Origin of the sequence: Runella sp. (assembly GCF_027484545.1) — a bacterium.
Taxonomy (GTDB): Bacteria; Bacteroidota; Bacteroidia; order Cytophagales; family Spirosomataceae; genus Runella.
The window spans coordinates 1-18,520 of sequence record NZ_JAIXST010000342.1; the positions used below are offsets into that span (position 1 = coordinate 1).

Here is an 18,520-nt window from a genome sequence, read left to right on the forward strand (position 1 = left end):
GGTAAACAGGCTCAAAAATATCAAGCGTCAGATGTATGGAAGAGCGAGTTTTGAGTTGCTCCGCAAAAGAGTCATCCTGATGGGAAACCCCGACTTTCACCAAATGTGACGATGAACCACTTTCACGCCATTTTACAAGTTACACGAATTACAGTCTGAAATTTTATAGTTGGTTTTGGGCACACCAAGCCTTTATCATCGGGTAACGGCTTGATGTGCCCGGATTATAATTATAGCCTGAACTCTCTAAAGGAAGCAGACATTCTTTAGTTTTGCAGTCCACAAACAGTTACTTATTTTGCTTTTCAAAGATATACTCGGTCACGACGATACCAAACGCGCTCTTATCCGCTCCGTTCAGAATAACCACGTAGCTCATGCCCAACTCTTCGACGGGCCCGTAGGTGGGGCAGGAATCGCTTTGGCGTGGGCTTTTGCTACGTACGTCAATTGTGAAGACAAACAAGCCGACGATGCCTGCGGACGATGTGCCTCCTGTGCTAAGATGCGTAAACTGGTTCATCCCGATGTTTATCATATCTTCCCGTTGCCGCGTACGCCCAAAGAAGGGGAGGACCTATTGAGAGACCTGACACCTCAATGGCGGGCATTTCTGGACGAATATCCGTACCGAACGCTGCCTGAGTGGTTGGCTTACATCAATGCGACGGGTAATCAGCAGGGAATTATTCCTATCAAAGAATCACGAAGTATTATTGGTAAACTATCGCTTAAGGCTTTTGAGGGCGAATTTAAAATCATGTTGTTTTGGCAACCCGAATTGCTGAACGTGCAGGCAGCGAATGCGTTGCTGAAGATTTTGGAAGAACCGCCCGAAAAAACGCTGTTTTTGATTGTTGCCAGCCAATCCGACAAATTGCTGACGACCATTATTTCCCGTACGCAACGCGTAGCCGTTCGGGCTTTTACCGACGAGGAAGTGACGACCTATTTGATTCAGAAAGGAATTGACGAACGAAGAGCCAGGCAGATCGCGTATTTGTGTGAAGGAAATCTCTCGGAAGCGATGCGTTTGACGCAGGAAACCGAAGATAACCGACACGAGTGGTTTGCCAATTGGATGCGTAAATGCTATTCTCGTGATTTTGCGACTTTGGTAAAATTGGCCGATGAGTTTGATACGTTGGGTAAGGAAAGACAAAAAGGAATTTTTGACTATACACTCAACCTGTTCCGCGATTTATTTCTGTGGCAAAACGGCGTAGAAGAATTGTTGCGATTGCAGGACGATGAACTCAATTTTGTGCAGAAATTCGGGAAAGCCATGAATCCCAATTCCATCGAGTTATTAATTCAGGAAATCACCGACGGCTACTATCATCTCGAACGAAATGCCCGCGCCAAAGTCTTGTTTTTAGATATTTCATTGACAGCCGCCCGAACGATGAGAGGATAGCTTCGGGCGGCCACTGTAAAAATCTTTGTTATACTTCCTTTCTATCAAAACTCTCCCACTTGCCCGTACATCTCCTTCAACTTAGGGTCGCGCTCGGCGTTGCGGATGTCTTTGCGCATTGCTTTTACTCCTTCTATATCAGTCAAAAGTCCCAACACTTGATAAGCACCAAAACGCACAAAATAGGCAGAAGCGTTACGCGCAGTGGTTTCGAGCATGGGCAGTACCTTGCGTTGTACGTCCGAATTGGAACGTATCAAATATTTCCCAAACACTTGCAGAAAATTATACATCTCGGCCGATTTTAAGCCATTCATTTTTTTGATAAACCAATCATATTGTTCAGGTTTATTGAGCCCTGCATAGTAATTGGCCACGGCCGTAACAATCTCGTTGTTGGGGGCATTTTCAAAACGTTTGGCAATATCAGCAGCGTCGTCTGGCTTCCCGATGAGGTAGGCATCCAAGGCGGCTGAAATGACCTGATACGAACTGTCGTTCAACGCTTCGCGGAAAAGCGGGTCGTTGGAGTTGTCGCCGAATGAGCCCAAGGTAATTACTGCTTCCATGCGTACACGCGGGTGAGCATCTACCCGGGCTTTACTTTGGACAATACGTTCTACTTCGTTGAATTCCAATCCGTCATATTCAGAGAAGTTAGAAACGGCTAATTGTCTGATTTTCCAGAATTTATCGTTCATGGCATTCATCATCAAATGCCGCACGGTCGAATCTGCCAATTGATTCTCCAATCCAATCATGGCTTCGTAACGTGCCCTATATTTTTCCCCGTGTTGGTATTGGAAGATCAACTCAGGTTTTGACTTTTCGTATTCAATCACCGCCAACAATTGCCTTTCAGCGTCAAAATCCACTAAATCGGGGCGTTGGGCAGCAGGGAATTCAAACGTTTGTCGTGCTTTGTTAACTACAATGTCATGCGTGGTTTTTTGGCCATTCACCCACACACCCACTTTCAACGGTAAACGATAGATGGGAGTGTAGGCAGAATCCTGCAATTGACTTATTTTCAGGGTTACTTTGCTATTATCAAAGCTTTTTTCAATTTTTAAATTAGGATGCCCCGATGACAAAAACCATTGGTTGAAAAACCAGTTGAGATCTTCTCCCGTCACCTCCTCAAAAGCTTCGCGTAAATGATTTACTTCCGCTGTTCCAAAAGCATTACGAATCAGGTAGTTTCGGGAAGCCGTAAAAAAAGCTTCATCGCCCACGTATTTGCGAAGCATGTGCAAAATTTGCCCTCCTTTGGCGTAGGAATGGCTGTCGAACATATCTTCCATGTCGGTATAATTGTACCGAATCAGCGGTTCCTGTTTCTGTTCGGCTTCGCCCAAGTATTGCTGTTGTTCCCCCTGCGACCACAAGTCGGCTTCTGCGGTTCCTTTTTTATGCTCATTCCAGAGATACTCGGAATAGTTGGCAAATGCCTCATTGAGTGACAAATGCACCCACGACTCACAGGTAACCAAATTCCCAAACCAATGATGCATCAGTTCGTGCGCAATAACATCGTCGGAATTGCCATCCAACAAGGCCCTGGCATCCGTTTGGACGTTTTCAGCGTGAATGGTCATGGATGTGTTTTCCATCGCACCCGCTACAAAATCCCGTACGGCGATTTGGGCGTATTTGTCCCACTGGTATTCTACGCCAAATTTGTTCTCAAAAAATTCGATCATCTCCCGAGTTCGGCCAAAAATCGCTTTGGCATAAGGGGCATATTGCGGTTCGACGTAGTAGCTTAGTTCCAAGCCGCTTCGGATGGTGTCGCGCGCTACCGCAAAATCTCCAACCACAAAAGCCGCCAAATAAGGAGCATGAGGAAGTCGTTGTACCCAACGGTCAGTGCGAGTACTGTCAGCATTGATGCGCGATTCGACCAACTTACCGTTAGAGAGGGTTTTGAAACGATTTTCTACCGTCAGCCGAAAATCCTGCGTCATTTTTTCATTGGGACTGTCCACCGTCGGCATCCAACAGGAGTTATATTCGGTTTCTCCCTGCGTCCAAATCTGTTGGGGTTTACCTTCTTCCAATCCATCCGCATTAATAAAATAAAGTCCTTTATCACCTTTGGGGCCGGCTATTCCCACCGGGAGTTCGTTGGGTTTAGCTACGTAATCAATCAATACGTGCAGCGTGTCAAAACGAGTATGAGCGCGACGCAGTTTTATCGTAAGAAGACTTTTATTGTAGGTGTATTCGAGCGGGTCAGAAATGTATTCTCTTACATATTGCTTCGTAACTGTGTCAAGCCGTTGAAGCGTATCCAATTGAAATATACCTTTGATATCGAAGCCTTTGGCGTCTAATTCAAGAGTGTTTTGGGGGTAAAAATAAGGTTTGAACGTAATGGTGGCACTTCCCAACGCGTGTTGGCGGAGCCAATCAAAACGCAACTCTAATTGCGTATGTAAAATGTCATTTTTAAGGGTACGAGTAGGGCGATAAGGTCCTTTTTTAGGTGCCCAAGAGGGAGCTTTGCGGAGGGTATCAGCAGGAGTTTTTCCTTTGGCTAAAGAGCCGGAAACAATAAAAAGAAATACGAAAAATATGGATAGTTTTTTTTGCATTAGTCCGGTTCTTTATTCTTACGACGTTGATAGTCAAAAAAGTAATCTATAAAACGCACAATCCGTCAGTACTATAGGAAAATAACGCAAAGTTCGGAAACCTATTTGAAAGCACGCAATAAATCACAAAAAAAGGCGTCGAGCGGCTTTAAACCGACCGACGCCTTACTGCGTAAACTTTATTCTTAAACCAATTCCGTCACTTCTACCAGTTCATGCTTTACTAAATATTCTGCAATTTGAACGGCGTTGGTTGCGGCACCTTTGCGAAGGTTATCGGCTACAATCCAAAGATTCAACGTCTTAGGTTGCGATTCGTCACGACGAATACGTCCTACAAACGTCTCATCTTTTCCGTGTGCCGTCAATGGCATTGGGTAGATTTTATTTTTAGGGTCATCCTGAATCACTACGCCTTCGGCTTGGCCTAAAATTTCGTAGATTTCGCTCAGTTCAAACTCATTTTCAAATTCAATATTAACGGCTTCTGAGTGACCTCCTATGGTGGGAATGCGCACAGTCGTAGCAGTTACGGCGATGCTGTCGTCCATCATGATTTTCTTGGTTTCATTGGTCATCTTCATTTCCTCTTTGGTATAACCGTTGTCCAGAAAAACATCAATGTGAGGCAACACGTTGAGGTCGATGGGGTGCGGATACACGGCAGGCACATCGGTGCGACCTTCGCGTTCTGCAAAAAGCTGATCTACCGCCGCTTTACCCGTTCCGGTTACGGACTGATAGGTCGAAACTACAACACGTTTGATTCCGAAACGTTTGTGAAGCGGGTTCAAAACCACGACCATTTGAATGGTTGAGCAGTTAGGATTCGCAATGATCTTATCTTCTTTGGTCAACGTATAAGCGTTGATTTCAGGAACTACCAATTTCTTGGTGGGGTCCATGCGCCACGCCGAGGAGTTGTCCACTACGGTGATTCCCGCCTCCGCAAATTTAGGAGCAAGGGCCAACGAAGTACCGCCGCCTGCCGAGAATATAGCAATCGCAGGCTTGGCAGCAATCGCATCTTCAAAGCTTACAACGGTGTACTGTTTACCCTTGAACGTAACCTGTTTACCTACCGATCTTTCTGATGCGACCGGAATCAGTTCTGTAATTGGGAAGTTGCGCTCTTCGAGTACTTTGAGGATTTCGCTGCCTACCAAACCGGTAGCACCTACTACTGCGATTTTCATGATGATTTCAGCCCCCCGCCCCCGATGGGGGAGAAATGATAGTGAGAGAATTCCCCCTTCGGGGGATAGGGGGCTGAAAATGTGGGTGCAAAATAAAGGGATATTTGCAAAGAAGTCAAGAAAATACTATCTTTTTTGCAAAAAAAGGGTCTGTTAGTTGTCACTTTACTAATCCGGGTACCACAAAGCGTTTTAGATTTTGATCTTCAAAAAAGCTGCTTTGGGGCCGCAGTAACACATTTATCGCCGCTTCTTTCGAGGATTTAATGATATCAATGGCTTCTATTTCAAAACCGCGCAATGATTTCAAAGACTCCAAAGTAGTTGGTAAACCATCTACCAATAACGCCAATCGAGTTGTACCAAAATAAGCGCCTTCCGATTTTAGGGTAAGTCCTTCTCCTCCTGATTCCAGAATATTGGCAAACGGCAACACCTTCATAGTAGCCGCGTCTATGTGGAGAGTAGTATCGGCTTTGGCATAATTGCGGCGAAAATCCCGCTCAAGAGTTTTAGCGCCTGTCGTCGTTTTTAATTTTATTCTTTCCTGCAAACGGCTTAACAGGCTGTCTTTTTGAGGATTGTTGAGTGGTGTGGCTGGTATCCATAACCATTTGGGAATGTAAGAAGGCTCCGTATCAAGCGAAATAACGGCGGCTTTTACTTTTTCACTTTGTACCTGAATCACTATGTCGGCTTTTCCAAACCATTGGAGAGGTGGCGATGAAAATGCTCCTTTGGCATCGGTAAGTGCCTGAAAATTGAGCTGAGTCGAGTCGGAATTAATGAATCCAATGATGGAGGTATTGGTTACGGGTTTTCCATTGGGTTGAATTACTTTTCCTTTCACTATCATTCCTGTTTCGTAATCAAACGAGGGAGGGATTTCTAAACTATATGAGCGAACAGCATGAGTAAGCAGTTGTATATCCGTGTATTTAGAAATGGTTTTTTCGTCTTTTAACAGTTCCGAAGAAAGCTTCCCGGCGTATAATTCCGCTTCAAACAGACGAATATCAACCGTTGATTTTTCATCTTCATCGGAAGATGATGCAGATTGGTAGAACGCTCTGTTTGCAATCGGATGATTGAGTGCATCTAAAAGTAATATCTGCATCACGCCCGTTCCTTCTAAGTCTTCGCGGGGAATTTTGGCAAAGGTTAAGTTGCGTTTGGGGGTGACAATGGCTTCATACAGGATTTGTCCGCGCAAATGCAGCAACAGACGCATAGGTTTCCACTCGGTGTGCAACAGGTTGTTAATGAGTTTAATTGTAATGGATGCCGTGTCTTTCAAAACTTCTGCCTGCATTACATACCCTTTGGGAACGGCCTGTGGAAATGGTACAATCGTTCCATTATTCAATACGGCTTTTAAAGATTGTTCAGAGGGCGGAGTAATGTAAAAGCTTCCTAAACCCTCCTCGTTGCTTTGGAAAACAGCAAGTGTATCGGCGTTTGGAGTTAGTACGCATCCTTTTATAGAAACAGGATGACCTGATTTGGTAAAACTTGTAAAGCCAACTCGATTGGAGAGACCGGCAATAAAGGTGCCGCTTTCGGGAAAAAATGCCGTTTGTATGGAGTCGTCCGATTGATTTTTAGGGGATAGATTGGAAATAATATGGATGTTTTTTCGTCCCCAAAAGTGCTCGTCAAAATTTCTGGACCAACTGTTATGCACAATCAACTGATAATCTCCCTCTTTCAATGTGTCAGGAATCACCCATTTTCCTTTGAATTTGCCTTGAGCTACCCACAATTTTTGCTGCTCTATCAATTGATTTTGGGAACAAATGGTAAGATACACAACCGTTTGCCCGACGGGATGATAGGTGGTGGCATCGATGACATCTACTTCATACTGAACGGTATCGCCCAATGTATATCCGTTTTGTGCGATGTTTAAAAGCAGCTTTTCCTGTTTTTGAAAATTAGGAATCAAACCTGCATTTTCAGTAGGTGTGGATAAAAGTGAATCGGTAGGTTGATAATCGTCGGGCAGTAAGTCGGCAACGCGGCGTTTGCTCATGCTTCCAATGGTTTCAATCTGGTAGGAGTTTTCGAGGATACCATTGTAGGAAAAAGCAAGAATTGGGGCTTTTATTTCAATCCAGGAAATTTCCCGATCTAAGTCAAAATACCAATTTTGAGGGTCGCGTCGGTTGAGGTAATGAATTTCGTAACGCCGGGCCGGTAACGTAACGCGCTGAAGAACCGAATTGAGCTGAGCCAATGTGTCGGGGTTTATCTCAATGAGTGCGTTGTTGTTGAAATAGCGATTGCGGCTGATTTTGAGCGTACTGTCTTTTTCAAAATACACTCGAAACCCTTCCTGATGACTTTTTCGATTGGCGACTGCTTTTAAAAAGTGCCGAAGTGAGCCTCGATACGTCTGATTTCTATTGTTGTCCCACGTCTGAGTTTGGAGGTCGTCCGTCGTGGGCAGCAATTTGAACAGTGTCTTTCCGCTGAACTCATACGATGTACCGGTTACCTGAAAACTTTCCAGTTGGTAAGAAATTCCGTAACCCAATGCTTTATTTTCAATTTCGATGGCTTGGAGAGCGTTAGCGGTCAGTACCTGTTTTTTCCGGTTGATGTCAATCTGAAAGGGATTTAGGATTTTAGAATTGCGGGCATTTTTGGTTCTTCCCAAAAACTCCCGTTCAAAATCCTTGTACAATCGTTTCCATTGTTTGTCGCGCTTGCCCGAAATTTTTACTTCATTTAGAAATTTTGTGTCGGTTTGCAGTTTTATTGTCAGTCGTCGGACTTCGTCGGGGCGAAGTACAAATTCCTGCTCAAACGATTTGTACCCGACCATCGAAGCCACTACTTTGGAATAGCCCGACGTTTGAAGTTTTAAGGTAAAATTTCCCTTTATGTCGGTTTGAGTGCCTTTGGTCGTATTGCTGATAAATACATTGACAAAGGGAAGAGGCTCATTGGTTTGACTGTCTGTCACTTGGCCCGTAATGGTTTGGGATAGGGCCTTTTGAATAAACAAAAGAAGTAACAGAAAAACCAACTTTTTGTCAATAAACCTATAAGGTTTTGTTTTCATTGTTCTTGTAAACCTTATAGGTTTTAGGATATTCTAAGAGGGAAGCATCTTCCAAACACGGGTCGGCGTAATGCAATAATCCAACCGAATATCTAAAGGATTAATATCCGTAATCCTATCTGCTGGTTCAAAAAAAGATACTCCAACTTTGATAACATTGGAACGGCATTTTGACAAAAAACGGTCGTAAAATCCTTTGCCGTACCCTACGCGATTGCCGTATTTGTCAAAGGCCAGCAAAGGGACAATAACTAAATCAATATTTTGAACTGCATACTGTAAACTGTGAACGGGATTAGGCTCCAAAATTCCCCATGAATTTATGGTTAGGGTCATGTCGGGAATCCATTGATAGTGTTCCATTTCAAACGTATCGGTCAAACTGCGGGAAATGACTACGTGAGTTTTTAGGAATTTTTCCTGAAGGGTATAAATAATGGGGAAGGTATCTACCTCGTTTTGGCGACGAATGGGCAGATAAGTATGAATAGCTTTGAGGTTTTCGACGGAAAAAAATGAAAAGATGAGCCGCGCAATGGCCTGGCTTTGCGCGGCTACCTCGGTAGTAGTAAGTGCTTTGCGACGCTGAATGAAATGGTTACGTAGCTCCTGCTTTGTCATGGTTTATTTGATACCACCCATCCAGTCTTTGAGAGGGCGTTGAAGAATAAATATAATACTGCCCACGGCCAAACAAAACCAAACGATGCTCATAAACATTTGGGGCATTTGTTGTACGTTTTCTTCGTCAAAACCACCAGCAAACAAACCGGCAAAAAGATTACCCAAAGCTGTCGCTACAAACCAAATGCCCATGAGTTGGCTAAGATATTTTTTAGGAGCCAATTTGGTATAAGCACTTAAGCCTACGGGGCTGAGGCAAACTTCGCCGAGGGTGTGAAATAAGTACGTAAAAATCAGAAAAAGGGAGGAAGCTTTTACGCCGGTAAGGGCAGTTTTGGCTCCCCAAACCATAATGTAATAGCCTAACGCCAAGAGAAATAAACCCATGGCAAACTTTATGAGTAAGGGCGGATTGAGTTTTTTCTTTTCTAAAAGCACCCAAAATCCTCCTAAAATAGGCGCAAAGATCAGGATAAAAAAAGGATTGAAATTTTGAAACCAGCTGGAAGGTATTCCGAAGGGTAATTCAGAATAGCGATCGGCAAAAATTTGCAGGGAAGAGCCTTGCTGCTCAAAACCAGCCCAAAACAGGACTGCTCCCCAAAACAAAATGAACAGAATCACGACGCGTTTCATCTCGATTTTGGAAAGGTTGGAAGCAAAAAGCATATTGGCAAAATAAATGATGACCACGGCTATCGCAATCAAACCCATGGAGGTGGCCACGCCTTTTTTACTATCCCAAGCAAACGTTCCGCTCAATTGTAAATAGGTAATAAATATCACCAGAAGCCCCACCAATGCCCACGCAAGCGGGTTGGTTTTTTCGCCACCTGCTTTTACCTCCTGTACTTTTGGGTACATACCTTTGTCTTGCAGATAAGGCTGCGCAAAAATTCGATACACAATTAAGCCTAAAAACATCGCTACTGCCGCTGCGCCAAAACCATAGTGCCATCCTACTTTTTGCCCCAAATAGCCTACAATGGTGATGCCGAAAAACGACCCCATGTTGATACCCATATAAAAAATAGAAAAAGCGGCGTCTCTGATGGCACCGCCTTGGGGGTATAACTCACTGACAATGGAGCTGATATTGGGTTTGAGCAGTCCTGTTCCAATCGCTACTAAACCTAAACCCGAAAAAAATACAGCTTGGTCGGAGGGAAAGGCCAATACAATGTGTCCCAACATGATAGCGATACCGCCGTACCAAATGGATTTTCGCTGCCCTAAAATGTTGTCGGCAAGCCATCCGCCGGGCAACGACAACAAATAAACGGAAAATGTATAAAGTCCATAGATAGCTCCCCCCTCGCCTTCGTTGAGCCCCATTCCGCCCTTTGTTTTATCCAATAAAAAGAGCAAGAGAATGGCTCGCATACCGTAGTAGGAAAATCGCTCCCACATTTCGGTAAAAAATAAAACGAATAAGCCTCTTGGGTGTCCAAATACTGTTTTTTCTGCCATAAAAAATTGGGTTTAGTTGGATTATAAAAGTGAGCTAACTGTCACAAATATATAAAAAAAGCCCAATTCATAAGCGATTATGTCAATTACATTCCCCCGGTTGTACCAGAAAAACTGTTCCGCCAGCGGCATCTGCGAATTGGTTCGCGGGTCATCGCCCGTAAAAGCACTTGAAGAAAACTCGACTTGATTATCCACAAACTCATAGATAATTGCGTATGAATTTCCCTTGCTCATCAGGTATTTTTGCGTTTGGCTATTGCTGTTCGCCTTGAACCATAAGGAGAAAGTAAAATTGGTGGTGAAGTTTAACGTGGCATTGTGCGGCACCACGACATAGTCGTTTACTCCGTCAAAATTTAAAGCCGCTCCGGTCTGAGCAACAGCAATCGTATTTCCCCAAAAAATCAACCATTCGAAAGTAAAAGCAGTAATCAGGTAAGTGTGCGCAGAAAACGCAGGATTTTTCAAAGAGTAGAGTTTCTTTTTCATCTTAGTATCATTTAACGTTGAAAATGCATTGGTATAAGGCGGAACCGTTACTGAAGGGAATAGCAGTTGCATATACAAAAAATCGTATAAGGTTGATTCCTTGTGTATTAATGCAATTTATAGAAAATATAGATGGAAAAAAGTTGCGAAGTGAGGACAAGTTATTTTAAGGTCAAAATGACCCCTTATTCATGAAAATTTAATCTCAAGGACTAAATTTTCATGAATGAAATATCAGCTTCTAAAAATCAGACTTATACAAAAACAGCGTTTATTTCCAACCGCCTCCTAATGCCCGATAGATGTTAATGAGAGAATAATACTGCCGTTTGCGGACGTCAATAAGTTCAATTTTAGATTGTAAGGCATTTTTACGGTTCAAAATTACCTCCAGGTACGAAGCGCGACCCGTTGAAAAAAGCTCCGAAGCAGTCTGAATGGACTTGTTCAGTACATCGGCTTCTGAGGTTTTGAGGGCGTGCAGTTTTTCCAGATTATTGATGAGTACCATTTGGTTATAGACTTCAAAATAACCGTTCAGAATACTTTTTTGGTAATTGTACAACGCTTCTACCTGCGCAGCCCTTGCGGTTTTCAACTCAGCTTTCATTGCACTTTTGTTGAATAAGGGGGCCGTCAGACCGCCGATAAGGTTGTAAGCAATGGAATGCGGCGAAATCAAAAATTCGGGATTGAAAGATTGCAGTCCCAGCACCGCCGTAATATTCAAAGAAGGATAAAAAGCTGCTTTGGCAATGTACACGTTCGCTTTGGTGGCGGTCAATTCATAGTCGGCCTGCCGCACATCCGTACGATTTTTCAACAGTTCGGCGGGAATGCCGGCCCTGACCAACGCAGGCAAAGGTGTGGTAAATCGTGACTTATTGCGCCGGATAGGCTGCGGATAGCGGCCCAGCAGGAAGTTGATTCTATTCTCAATTTCCACGATGCGTTGAGAAACTTCCACTTCAAAACTTTTGGAATTAAGCACTTGCGCTTCAAACTGTTTGACAGCCAGTTCATTGGCTCGGCCTGCGTCTTTCTGGATTTTGATGATGGCCAACTCGTTGTCCTGCAAAGTGATAGTTTCGCGAATGATGTCCAATTCGTTCTCAAATGCCAGCAATTCATAGTACAAAAGGGCAATATCAGCAATGAGATTGGTAAGAACAAAATTACGCCCTTCAACCGTTGCCAGATAGCGCGCCAGTGCAGCCTCTTTGCGGGTGCGTAGCTTTCCCCAAATATCAATTTCCCAAGAGCTTTGCAAACCGATATTGAAATCGGGTAAATATTCGGGAATGTTTTGGTCTTCGGAAATATTGTTGGAAAAATTGGTTTCGTAATTTCCAATCCCGTCCATCGTGTATTTTCCAAAACGGCGTTGCCCCACCGACCCAATGCCTGATACGAAAGGCAGCGTCAGTCCTTTGGCCTGTTCTATCTGCGCGCGTCCCATTTCAATGCGCTGCATGGCGAGCCGCAGATCAATGTTGTTGTTGAGGGCTGTGTCAATAAGCGCCGTTAGCGTGGTATCCGAAAAATAGTTTTTCCAATGAATATCGGCCGAATTACCCTCTTTTTGCGCAATGGGATATGCCTCGGGCATGGCCGTCAGCGAAGGCAGTTGCTCGGGAGTTTTTAACAGTTTACAGCCTGAACCTACAAAGAGTAAAGTCGCGGCAACGATGATGTTTTTATATGATAAGTTACGCATCAATTTCCTGGTTAAAGTACACTTCTTTCTTTTTCTTGGGAGTGGAAAAACGCTCGGAAAGCGTCGCAAAAATGACGTACAGCCCGGGAATGATAATCACCCCGAAGACCGTTCCGAAAAGCATTCCTCCCGCCGCCGCCGTTCCAATGGTTCTGTTTCCAATCGCGCCCGCACCCGAGGCCATAATCAGCGGAATCAAGCCGGCGATAAAGGCAAAGGAGGTCATCAAAATGGGTCGCAAGCGCGACGATGCCCCTTCAATGGCCGCCTGTAAGGGTTTCATGCCCTCGCCGCGTTTGAGAATGGCAAACTCCACGATCAGGATGGCATTTTTTCCCAACAACCCGATCAGCATCACCAGCGCTACCTGCGCGTAAATGTTGTTTTGCAACCCGAGCAGCAGCAAAAAGAAAAACGCTCCGAATACCCCCGTCGGCAAGGACAAAATCACGGGCACTGGCAGCAGAAAGCTCTCGTATTGGGCTGCCAGCAACAGATACACAAACACCAAACAGATGATGAAAATATAAATGGCCTAATCGCCGGAAAGGATCTCGTCGCGGGTCATGCCCGACCACTCGTAGGTAAAGCCTTTGGGCAGTTTTTGGGCGGCTACTTCTTTGATGGCATTGATGGCGCTGCCGCTGCTGTAGCCGGGCGCAGCTTCACCATTAATCATGGCGGCAGTAAACATGTTGTAGCGGGTCAATTGCTCGGGGCCGTACACGCGCTCGGTTTTAACGAAGGCCGAATATGGTACCATTTCGCCCTCGTTATTCTTGACATACAGCTTCAAAATATCATCGGGTTGCGTGCGGTATTCTGATGACGCCTGCACCATCACTTTGTACATTTGTCCGAAACGAATGAAATTGGTAGCGTAAAAACTTCCGATGAGCGATTGCAGATTGCTCATGGCGTTGTCGATGGAAACGCCTTTTTGAGCAGCTTTTTCGTTGTCGACGTGAATCAGGTATTGCGGGAAACTCGCATCAAAACTCGTGAAGGCATTGGCGATTTCGGGGCGTTTGTTGAGTTCTTCAATGAAATTTTTCGTTACTTTTTCCATCGCCTGTAAATCACCTTTGCCCGTTCTGTCCTGTAATCGCATTTCAAATCCGCCGGCGTTTCCGTAGCCCGGCACGGCGGGAGGCGGGAAAAACTGAATGCTGGCGTCTTTGATGTATTTGGTCTTTTCGGTCAAAATTCGAATCACATCGTCTACCGACTCTGTGCGGTTTTCCCACGGTTTGAGGTTGATCATGCCCATTCCAAAGGAAGCCCCCGAGCCGTCGGTCATCAAACTGAAACCTGCCAGCGTAGAAATGGACTCCACCGCCCCGATTTTTTGGGTTTCTTTCTGAATCTCGTCCATAACCGATTCTGTCCGTTCCAGCGTCGCGCCCGACGGCGTGGTTACGTTGGCATACACCGTTCCCTGATCTTCGGTGGGAATAAACCCGGACGGCAGAACAACGCTCGTTCCCCATGTGGCAGCAATGAAAAAGACCAGCATCAGCACTGTCACCACGCGACGGTTGGCAATGACGCCCAGCAGGGCTTTGTAGCGGTCGGAAAGTCGATTGTACCAATGGTTAAACCCGTCAAAGAAGCGAGTCAACAGCGTCTCTTTGCGTCCGTGATTATTTTTGAGCATAATGGCGCAAAGGGCGGGCGTCAAAGTCAGGGCGTTGACGCCCGAAATGACAATCGCAATCGCCATGGTAATGGAAAACTGACGGTAAAACACCCCCGAAGGCCCTTCCATAAACGCCACCGGTACAAACACCGCCGACATCACCAACGTTATGGCGACAATCGCTCCGCTGATTTCGTCCATGGCTTCGATGGTAGCGGTTTGCGCATCCAACCCTTTTTCTTCCATTTTGGCGTGAACCGCTTCTACCACCACGATGGCATTATCGACCACAATACCGATGGCCAACACGAGTGCAAAAAGCGTGAGCAGGTTAATCGAAAACCCGAATAACTGCATAAAAAAGAAGGTTCCCACCAATGAAACCGGCACGGCCAAGGCGGGAATCAGCGTAGAGCGGAAGTCCTGAAGAAAGATAAACACCACCAACGCCACCAAAATAAAGGCTTCAATGAGGGTCTTGATCACTTCGTGAATGGAGGCATCCAAAAAACGCGACACGTCGTAACTGATGGTGTAATCCATGCCGGGTGGAAACGTGGTGCTTTTCAACTCGGCCATTTTGGCTTTTACGTTGGCAATCACCTCACTGGCGTTAGAGCCGGGGCGCTGCTTGAGCAAAATTGCCGCTGATGGTTGGCCGTTTTCTTTGGATAATACATCATAATCCAACGAGCCGAATTCAATTTCGGCCACGTCTTTCAGCCGCAGCATATTGCCGCTGGCGTTGGCTTTGATGACAATGTTTTCATATTGCTCTTTGCTTGTGAATTTTCCCGTATAGCGCAAAACATATTGCAGCGACTGCGGACGGCGCCCCGAGCTTTCACCGATTTTTCCGGGCGCGGCTTCTACGTTTTGGTTGCGCAGGGCGGTGATAACGTCTTCCGCCGACACGTCATAGACGGTCATGCGATCAGGTTTGAGCCACACCCGCATGGAGTATTCGCGTTGGCCCATAATGTCGGCAAAACCCACGCCGTCGATGCGTTTGAGTTCTGCCATCACGTTGATATCGGCAAAATTGAACAGGAATTTCTCGTCGGCGGCGGTATCAGCGCTCATGAGGTTAAGGTACATGAGCATACTGTTGACCTCTTTTTCGGTCACTACTCCCGCCTTGATAACCTCTTCGGGCATTTCGTCCAATACCGCCGTGACGCGGGTTTGGACGTTAACGGCGGCTAAGTCGGGGTCGGTTCCTACTTTAAAATAGACTTGAATGATACTCGTTCCGTCGTTGCCGGATACCGACGTCATATAGGTCATGCCGGGTACTCCGTTGATGGCGCGCTCCATGGGAGTCACGACCGCTTTAGCGCAGGTTTCGGCGTTGGCACCTGTGTACTTAGTCGTGACCGTCACGGCCGGCGGTGCAATGTCGGGGTACTGAGTTACGGGTAATTGAGTCATTGACAAAATACCCAACAGCGTAATAATCAAAGAAATAACAATAGACAGGACAGGCCTGTGAATGAATGTGGTAAACATGCGAAAATGACTTTAAAGGTGAGATAACAGGAAATGAGCAGGCATTTTACTGCTGCTCCAATTGGTTAATGATCTGTCTTAAAGGAACCATTTCGGGGTCTACCTGCATGCCCACTTTTATGTCCTGAATGCCTTCATAAATGATTTTGTCATTCATGCTCAATCCTGATTCAAGAATGTATAAGTGCGGAATCCGCAATTTGGGCACAAAACTCCGCATCTGCACTTTGTTGTCTTTGTCGATGACGTATACGTAGATTTTATCCTGAATTTCAAATGTTGATTTTTGAGGAATGACTAAGGCATTATGGACCTTTTTTAAAATACGTACTTTTCCGCTGGAGCCGTGTTTGAGGATGCGTTCGGGATTGGGGAAACGGGCTCGAAAGGCAATGCTGCCTGTGGCGTTGTCAAATTCTCCTTCGATGGTTTCGACGTATCCTTTGTGCGAATGCTCTTCGTTATTGGCCAAAATGAGCGAAACTTCATTGCGATGGGCCGCTTCGCGGTTGCCGGAGGCAAACTCCAGGTATTCTTTTTCCGAAACGTTGAAATAAGCGTACACTTCGTTGTTGTCGGAAAGAGTGGTAAGTAGTGTTCCTTCGTCGATCAAACTGCCCATTTTATTGGGGATGCGGTCAATGATGCCGTCGAACGGGGCTTTGATTTCCGAATAAGATAACTTAAGACGGGCACTTTGTTCTTCCGATTCGGCTTCTTCTACACGAGCATTCAGCGCATCGAGTTTGGCCTTTGCCATGTCGAGCTCCGTTTTGGAAACCACATTTTTATCGACCAATTTTTTGACATTTTGCAAATCCAACTCGGTCGTTTTTGCTTCGGCAATGGCACTTTTCAGGCCAGCCGTAGCTCGCAGCAGCGCTCCTTTATATTCCTGATTGCTGATGCGAAAGAGCACTTGGCCTTTTTTGACGGATTTACCTTCGTCTACGTGAATACTTTCAATATAGCCTTTTACCCAGGCGCGGATTTCTACATTTTTGACAGAATGAATATCTGATACATAATCGTTGTGATACATAGTGTCAATGGCGACGGGTTGAGTTACCTGAAATTTCTCTTTGGAGTTGTTTTTTGTTTGATTAGGGGGCGAACAGGCGGTTATGCATAGCACGACCACCGTAATAAGTACGGAGGATTTTCTCATAGCAATAATGGATATTGAACGAAAAGTGGATGATAAAATACAAGGGCCTGAACACCCGTGTGGTAGGTGTTCGGAAGTCAATGAGAAAGATTACACTTTAAATAAAAGTGGACTGTTAAGCTTGGTTGGGCGGGGGAGAATTAGGCTCGCTGTAATGCGGTACGAAGTTGTCTGAGTAGCGCCTGAAATTGTCGGCAAAGCGTTCATCGCCGCCGGTGTGGGTAAACTCTAAATCGATGGGAGGCCAAATGAGACCGATACTGAATTCTTCCAGAAAATTACTTTCTTCACTTTTATCGTTGGAAGGTGTATCCTGATGGAAAACGGAAGGATTAAAAACGGTGCCGGCTAACCAACCGAAAAGAGTATCGGTTTGGGTATTTGAGGGAGTTGTTTCGTAAAAAAATCCTCTTTGCGAAAAGCTGGATGGGCTGACGGTATCCATAGACACATGTATCATTTGCAGTAAAACTACCCAGCAAATGATTCTTCTGATGATATGTGTTCTATCTGTCGCTTTCATATTCTTATGACAAATATAGACACAAAACCCTTTTTTGGGGAATAGGTTAGTAAAAAAATTAAAAAAGTATAAAATTGTAAAGCACCGTTGTGTGACTCAAATTGCCTTTATTTGTCCTTTGACCTGCTCAATTTCCAACTGGACGTCCACTTTTTCGGTTAGTCTTTGCAGCTTGTCGAGCAGATTCTCCAAAAATTTTCGGTGGGTGATTGTGTTGGGTTGGAGCGGTCGGTGAGCCAGGGATTGACGAATTTTTGTCCATTCCGCCATAAATTGCTGTAAACTTTTCTCAAAATAAGTTGCTGAGAATTGTTCAAAAATGTAGTCTTCGGCCACCTCGCTGGGGTGAATCAGGTCTGATTTGTAAAAACGATAATCGCGAAGGTCGTCGAGCAGGAGTTCATAAGCGGGGAAATAATGAAAGTCGGGGTGAGATTCGCACAATTGGTGGCAAGCCACGCGCAGGATGGATTTACTGACGGCATTGAGGGGTAAGGTATCTTTGGTATGTCGAACGGGACTGACCGTCAGGATAATGGCGAGTTTTGAATGCCGATTGTCGATTTGTTGTACTAATTTTTTGAAATCATCAAGAATTGTTTCAATTGTCAACAATTCTTTTCGGAAATAATGGGCGGGAGTTTTATGACAATTTGCTACAATTTGATTGGTTTCCAAATGGCGATATACAAAAGCAGTTCCAAACGTAAAAATCAGGAAATCAGTTTTTTGTAACCAATTTTTTACTTCCTGCATTTTTTGAGTAAGACGCTCTGCCAATTCCGCTTTGTCATTTCCCCAAAGCGATGAATGAAAATCATAATGAAACCAAACGCCTTGGTTTTCTACATACAAATCCTCGTCAGGTGATTGATTATCAATGGTTTGCTTGAGGAGTTTTGCCATTGAAACAGGATTGAATATCGTCCCGAAAGGATTAGCCAACGCAGGGATTTTGTTGTCGGATAAACGGTTTCCGATCACCTCCGCAAAACATGAGCCTATTGTCAGAACAGGCGTTTGCAGGGAAATTCTTTCACTGCTTGGTGTAATGGGAATTTCGGTTCGAAAATGCACGGAAAAAGTTGTGAAAAGGTTTTG

Annotated in this window: 11 protein-coding genes and 1 pseudogene; 1 reads left to right on the plus strand and 11 read right to left on the minus strand. The window is 44.9% G+C overall.

All coding sequences use genetic code 11. The annotated features are described in order from the left end of the window. Positions 1–298 precede the first annotated feature (298 nt). A complete protein-coding gene (locus tag Q0081_RS30505; protein WP_298362595.1) occupies positions 299–1,417 on the plus strand; it encodes a DNA polymerase III subunit delta' in 1,119 nt (372 codons plus the stop codon). A 44-nt stretch (positions 1,418–1,461) separates the two neighbouring features. Here the strand turns inward: Q0081_RS30505 and Q0081_RS30510 are convergent, their stop codons facing one another. The 11 genes and pseudogenes from Q0081_RS30510 to Q0081_RS30560 all read right to left on the minus strand — a co-directional run bounded on the left by Q0081_RS30510 (position 1,462) and on the right by Q0081_RS30560 (position 18,496). After that, positions 1,462–4,014 (minus strand): M1 family metallopeptidase, encoded by a 2,553-nt coding sequence (locus tag Q0081_RS30510; RefSeq protein WP_298362600.1) that lies wholly within the window; start codon positions 4,012–4,014, stop codon positions 1,462–1,464. Between the two features lie 185 nt (positions 4,015–4,199). Beyond that, positions 4,200–5,210 carry an aspartate-semialdehyde dehydrogenase gene (locus Q0081_RS30515; RefSeq protein WP_298362602.1) on the minus strand — a complete coding sequence of 337 codons (1,011 nt, stop codon included), beginning with the start codon at positions 5,208–5,210 and terminating at the stop codon, positions 4,200–4,202. A 160-nt stretch (positions 5,211–5,370) separates the two neighbouring features. After that, positions 5,371–8,277, minus strand: coding sequence for a carboxypeptidase-like regulatory domain-containing protein (locus tag Q0081_RS30520; RefSeq protein ID WP_298362606.1), 2,907 nt, complete (start codon positions 8,275–8,277; stop codon positions 5,371–5,373). A gap of 33 nt (positions 8,278–8,310) precedes the next feature. After that, positions 8,311–8,898, minus strand: a complete 588-nt coding sequence (locus Q0081_RS30525) for a 5-formyltetrahydrofolate cyclo-ligase (protein WP_298362609.1) — start codon at positions 8,896–8,898, stop codon at positions 8,311–8,313. A 3-nt stretch (positions 8,899–8,901) separates the two neighbouring features. Further along, the gene (locus Q0081_RS30530) at positions 8,902–10,371 is read right to left on the minus strand and encodes a peptide MFS transporter (protein WP_298362611.1); all 1,470 of its coding nucleotides are present in this window, start codon (positions 10,369–10,371) and stop codon (positions 8,902–8,904) included. Positions 10,372–10,392: 21 nt separating this feature from the next. Beyond that, positions 10,393–10,863, minus strand: a complete 471-nt coding sequence (locus tag Q0081_RS30535) for a LamG-like jellyroll fold domain-containing protein (protein ID WP_298362613.1) — start codon at positions 10,861–10,863, stop codon at positions 10,393–10,395. Positions 10,864–11,134: 271 nt separating this feature from the next. Then, positions 11,135–12,580, minus strand: coding sequence for a TolC family protein (locus Q0081_RS30540; protein WP_298362616.1), 1,446 nt, complete (start codon positions 12,578–12,580; stop codon positions 11,135–11,137). Beyond that, positions 12,573–15,728: pseudogene (locus Q0081_RS30545) on the minus strand (efflux RND transporter permease subunit). Before Q0081_RS30545 ends, Q0081_RS30540 begins: the two are co-directional and overlap by 8 nt. Positions 15,729–15,774: 46 nt before the next feature. After that, positions 15,775–16,896 carry an efflux RND transporter periplasmic adaptor subunit gene (locus Q0081_RS30550; protein ID WP_298362619.1) on the minus strand — a complete coding sequence of 374 codons (1,122 nt, stop codon included), beginning with the start codon at positions 16,894–16,896 and terminating at the stop codon, positions 15,775–15,777. 115 nt (positions 16,897–17,011) lie between these two features. Next, positions 17,012–17,419: a hypothetical protein gene (locus Q0081_RS30555; RefSeq protein WP_298362622.1), complete on the minus strand. Its 408-nt coding sequence runs from the start codon at positions 17,417–17,419 to the stop codon at positions 17,012–17,014. Positions 17,420–17,515: 96 nt separating this feature from the next. Beyond that, positions 17,516–18,496 (minus strand): GSCFA domain-containing protein, encoded by a 981-nt coding sequence (locus Q0081_RS30560; protein WP_298362625.1) that lies wholly within the window; start codon positions 18,494–18,496, stop codon positions 17,516–17,518. Between the last annotated feature and the right edge of the window lie 24 nt (positions 18,497–18,520).

Coding starts and splice junctions, on each gene's coding strand:
- Q0081_RS30510 (WP_298362600.1), bottom strand. CDS start 4,014: ATGCAAAAAAAACTATCCATATTTTTCGTATTTCTTTTTATTGTTTCC.
- Q0081_RS30515 (WP_298362602.1), bottom strand. CDS start 5,210: ATGAAAATCGCAGTAGTAGGTGCTACCGGTTTGGTAGGCAGCGAAATC.
- Q0081_RS30520 (WP_298362606.1), bottom strand. CDS start 8,277: ATGAAAACAAAACCTTATAGGTTTATTGACAAAAAGTTGGTTTTTCTG.
- Q0081_RS30525 (WP_298362609.1), bottom strand. CDS start 8,898: ATGACAAAGCAGGAGCTACGTAACCATTTCATTCAGCGTCGCAAAGCA.
- Q0081_RS30530 (WP_298362611.1), bottom strand. CDS start 10,371: ATGGCAGAAAAAACAGTATTTGGACACCCAAGAGGCTTATTCGTTTTA.
- Q0081_RS30535 (WP_298362613.1), bottom strand. CDS start 10,863: ATGAAAAAGAAACTCTACTCTTTGAAAAATCCTGCGTTTTCTGCGCAC.
- Q0081_RS30540 (WP_298362616.1), bottom strand. CDS start 12,580: ATGCGTAACTTATCATATAAAAACATCATCGTTGCCGCGACTTTACTC.
- Q0081_RS30550 (WP_298362619.1), bottom strand. CDS start 16,896: ATGAGAAAATCCTCCGTACTTATTACGGTGGTCGTGCTATGCATAACC.
- Q0081_RS30555 (WP_298362622.1), bottom strand. CDS start 17,419: ATGAAAGCGACAGATAGAACACATATCATCAGAAGAATCATTTGCTGG.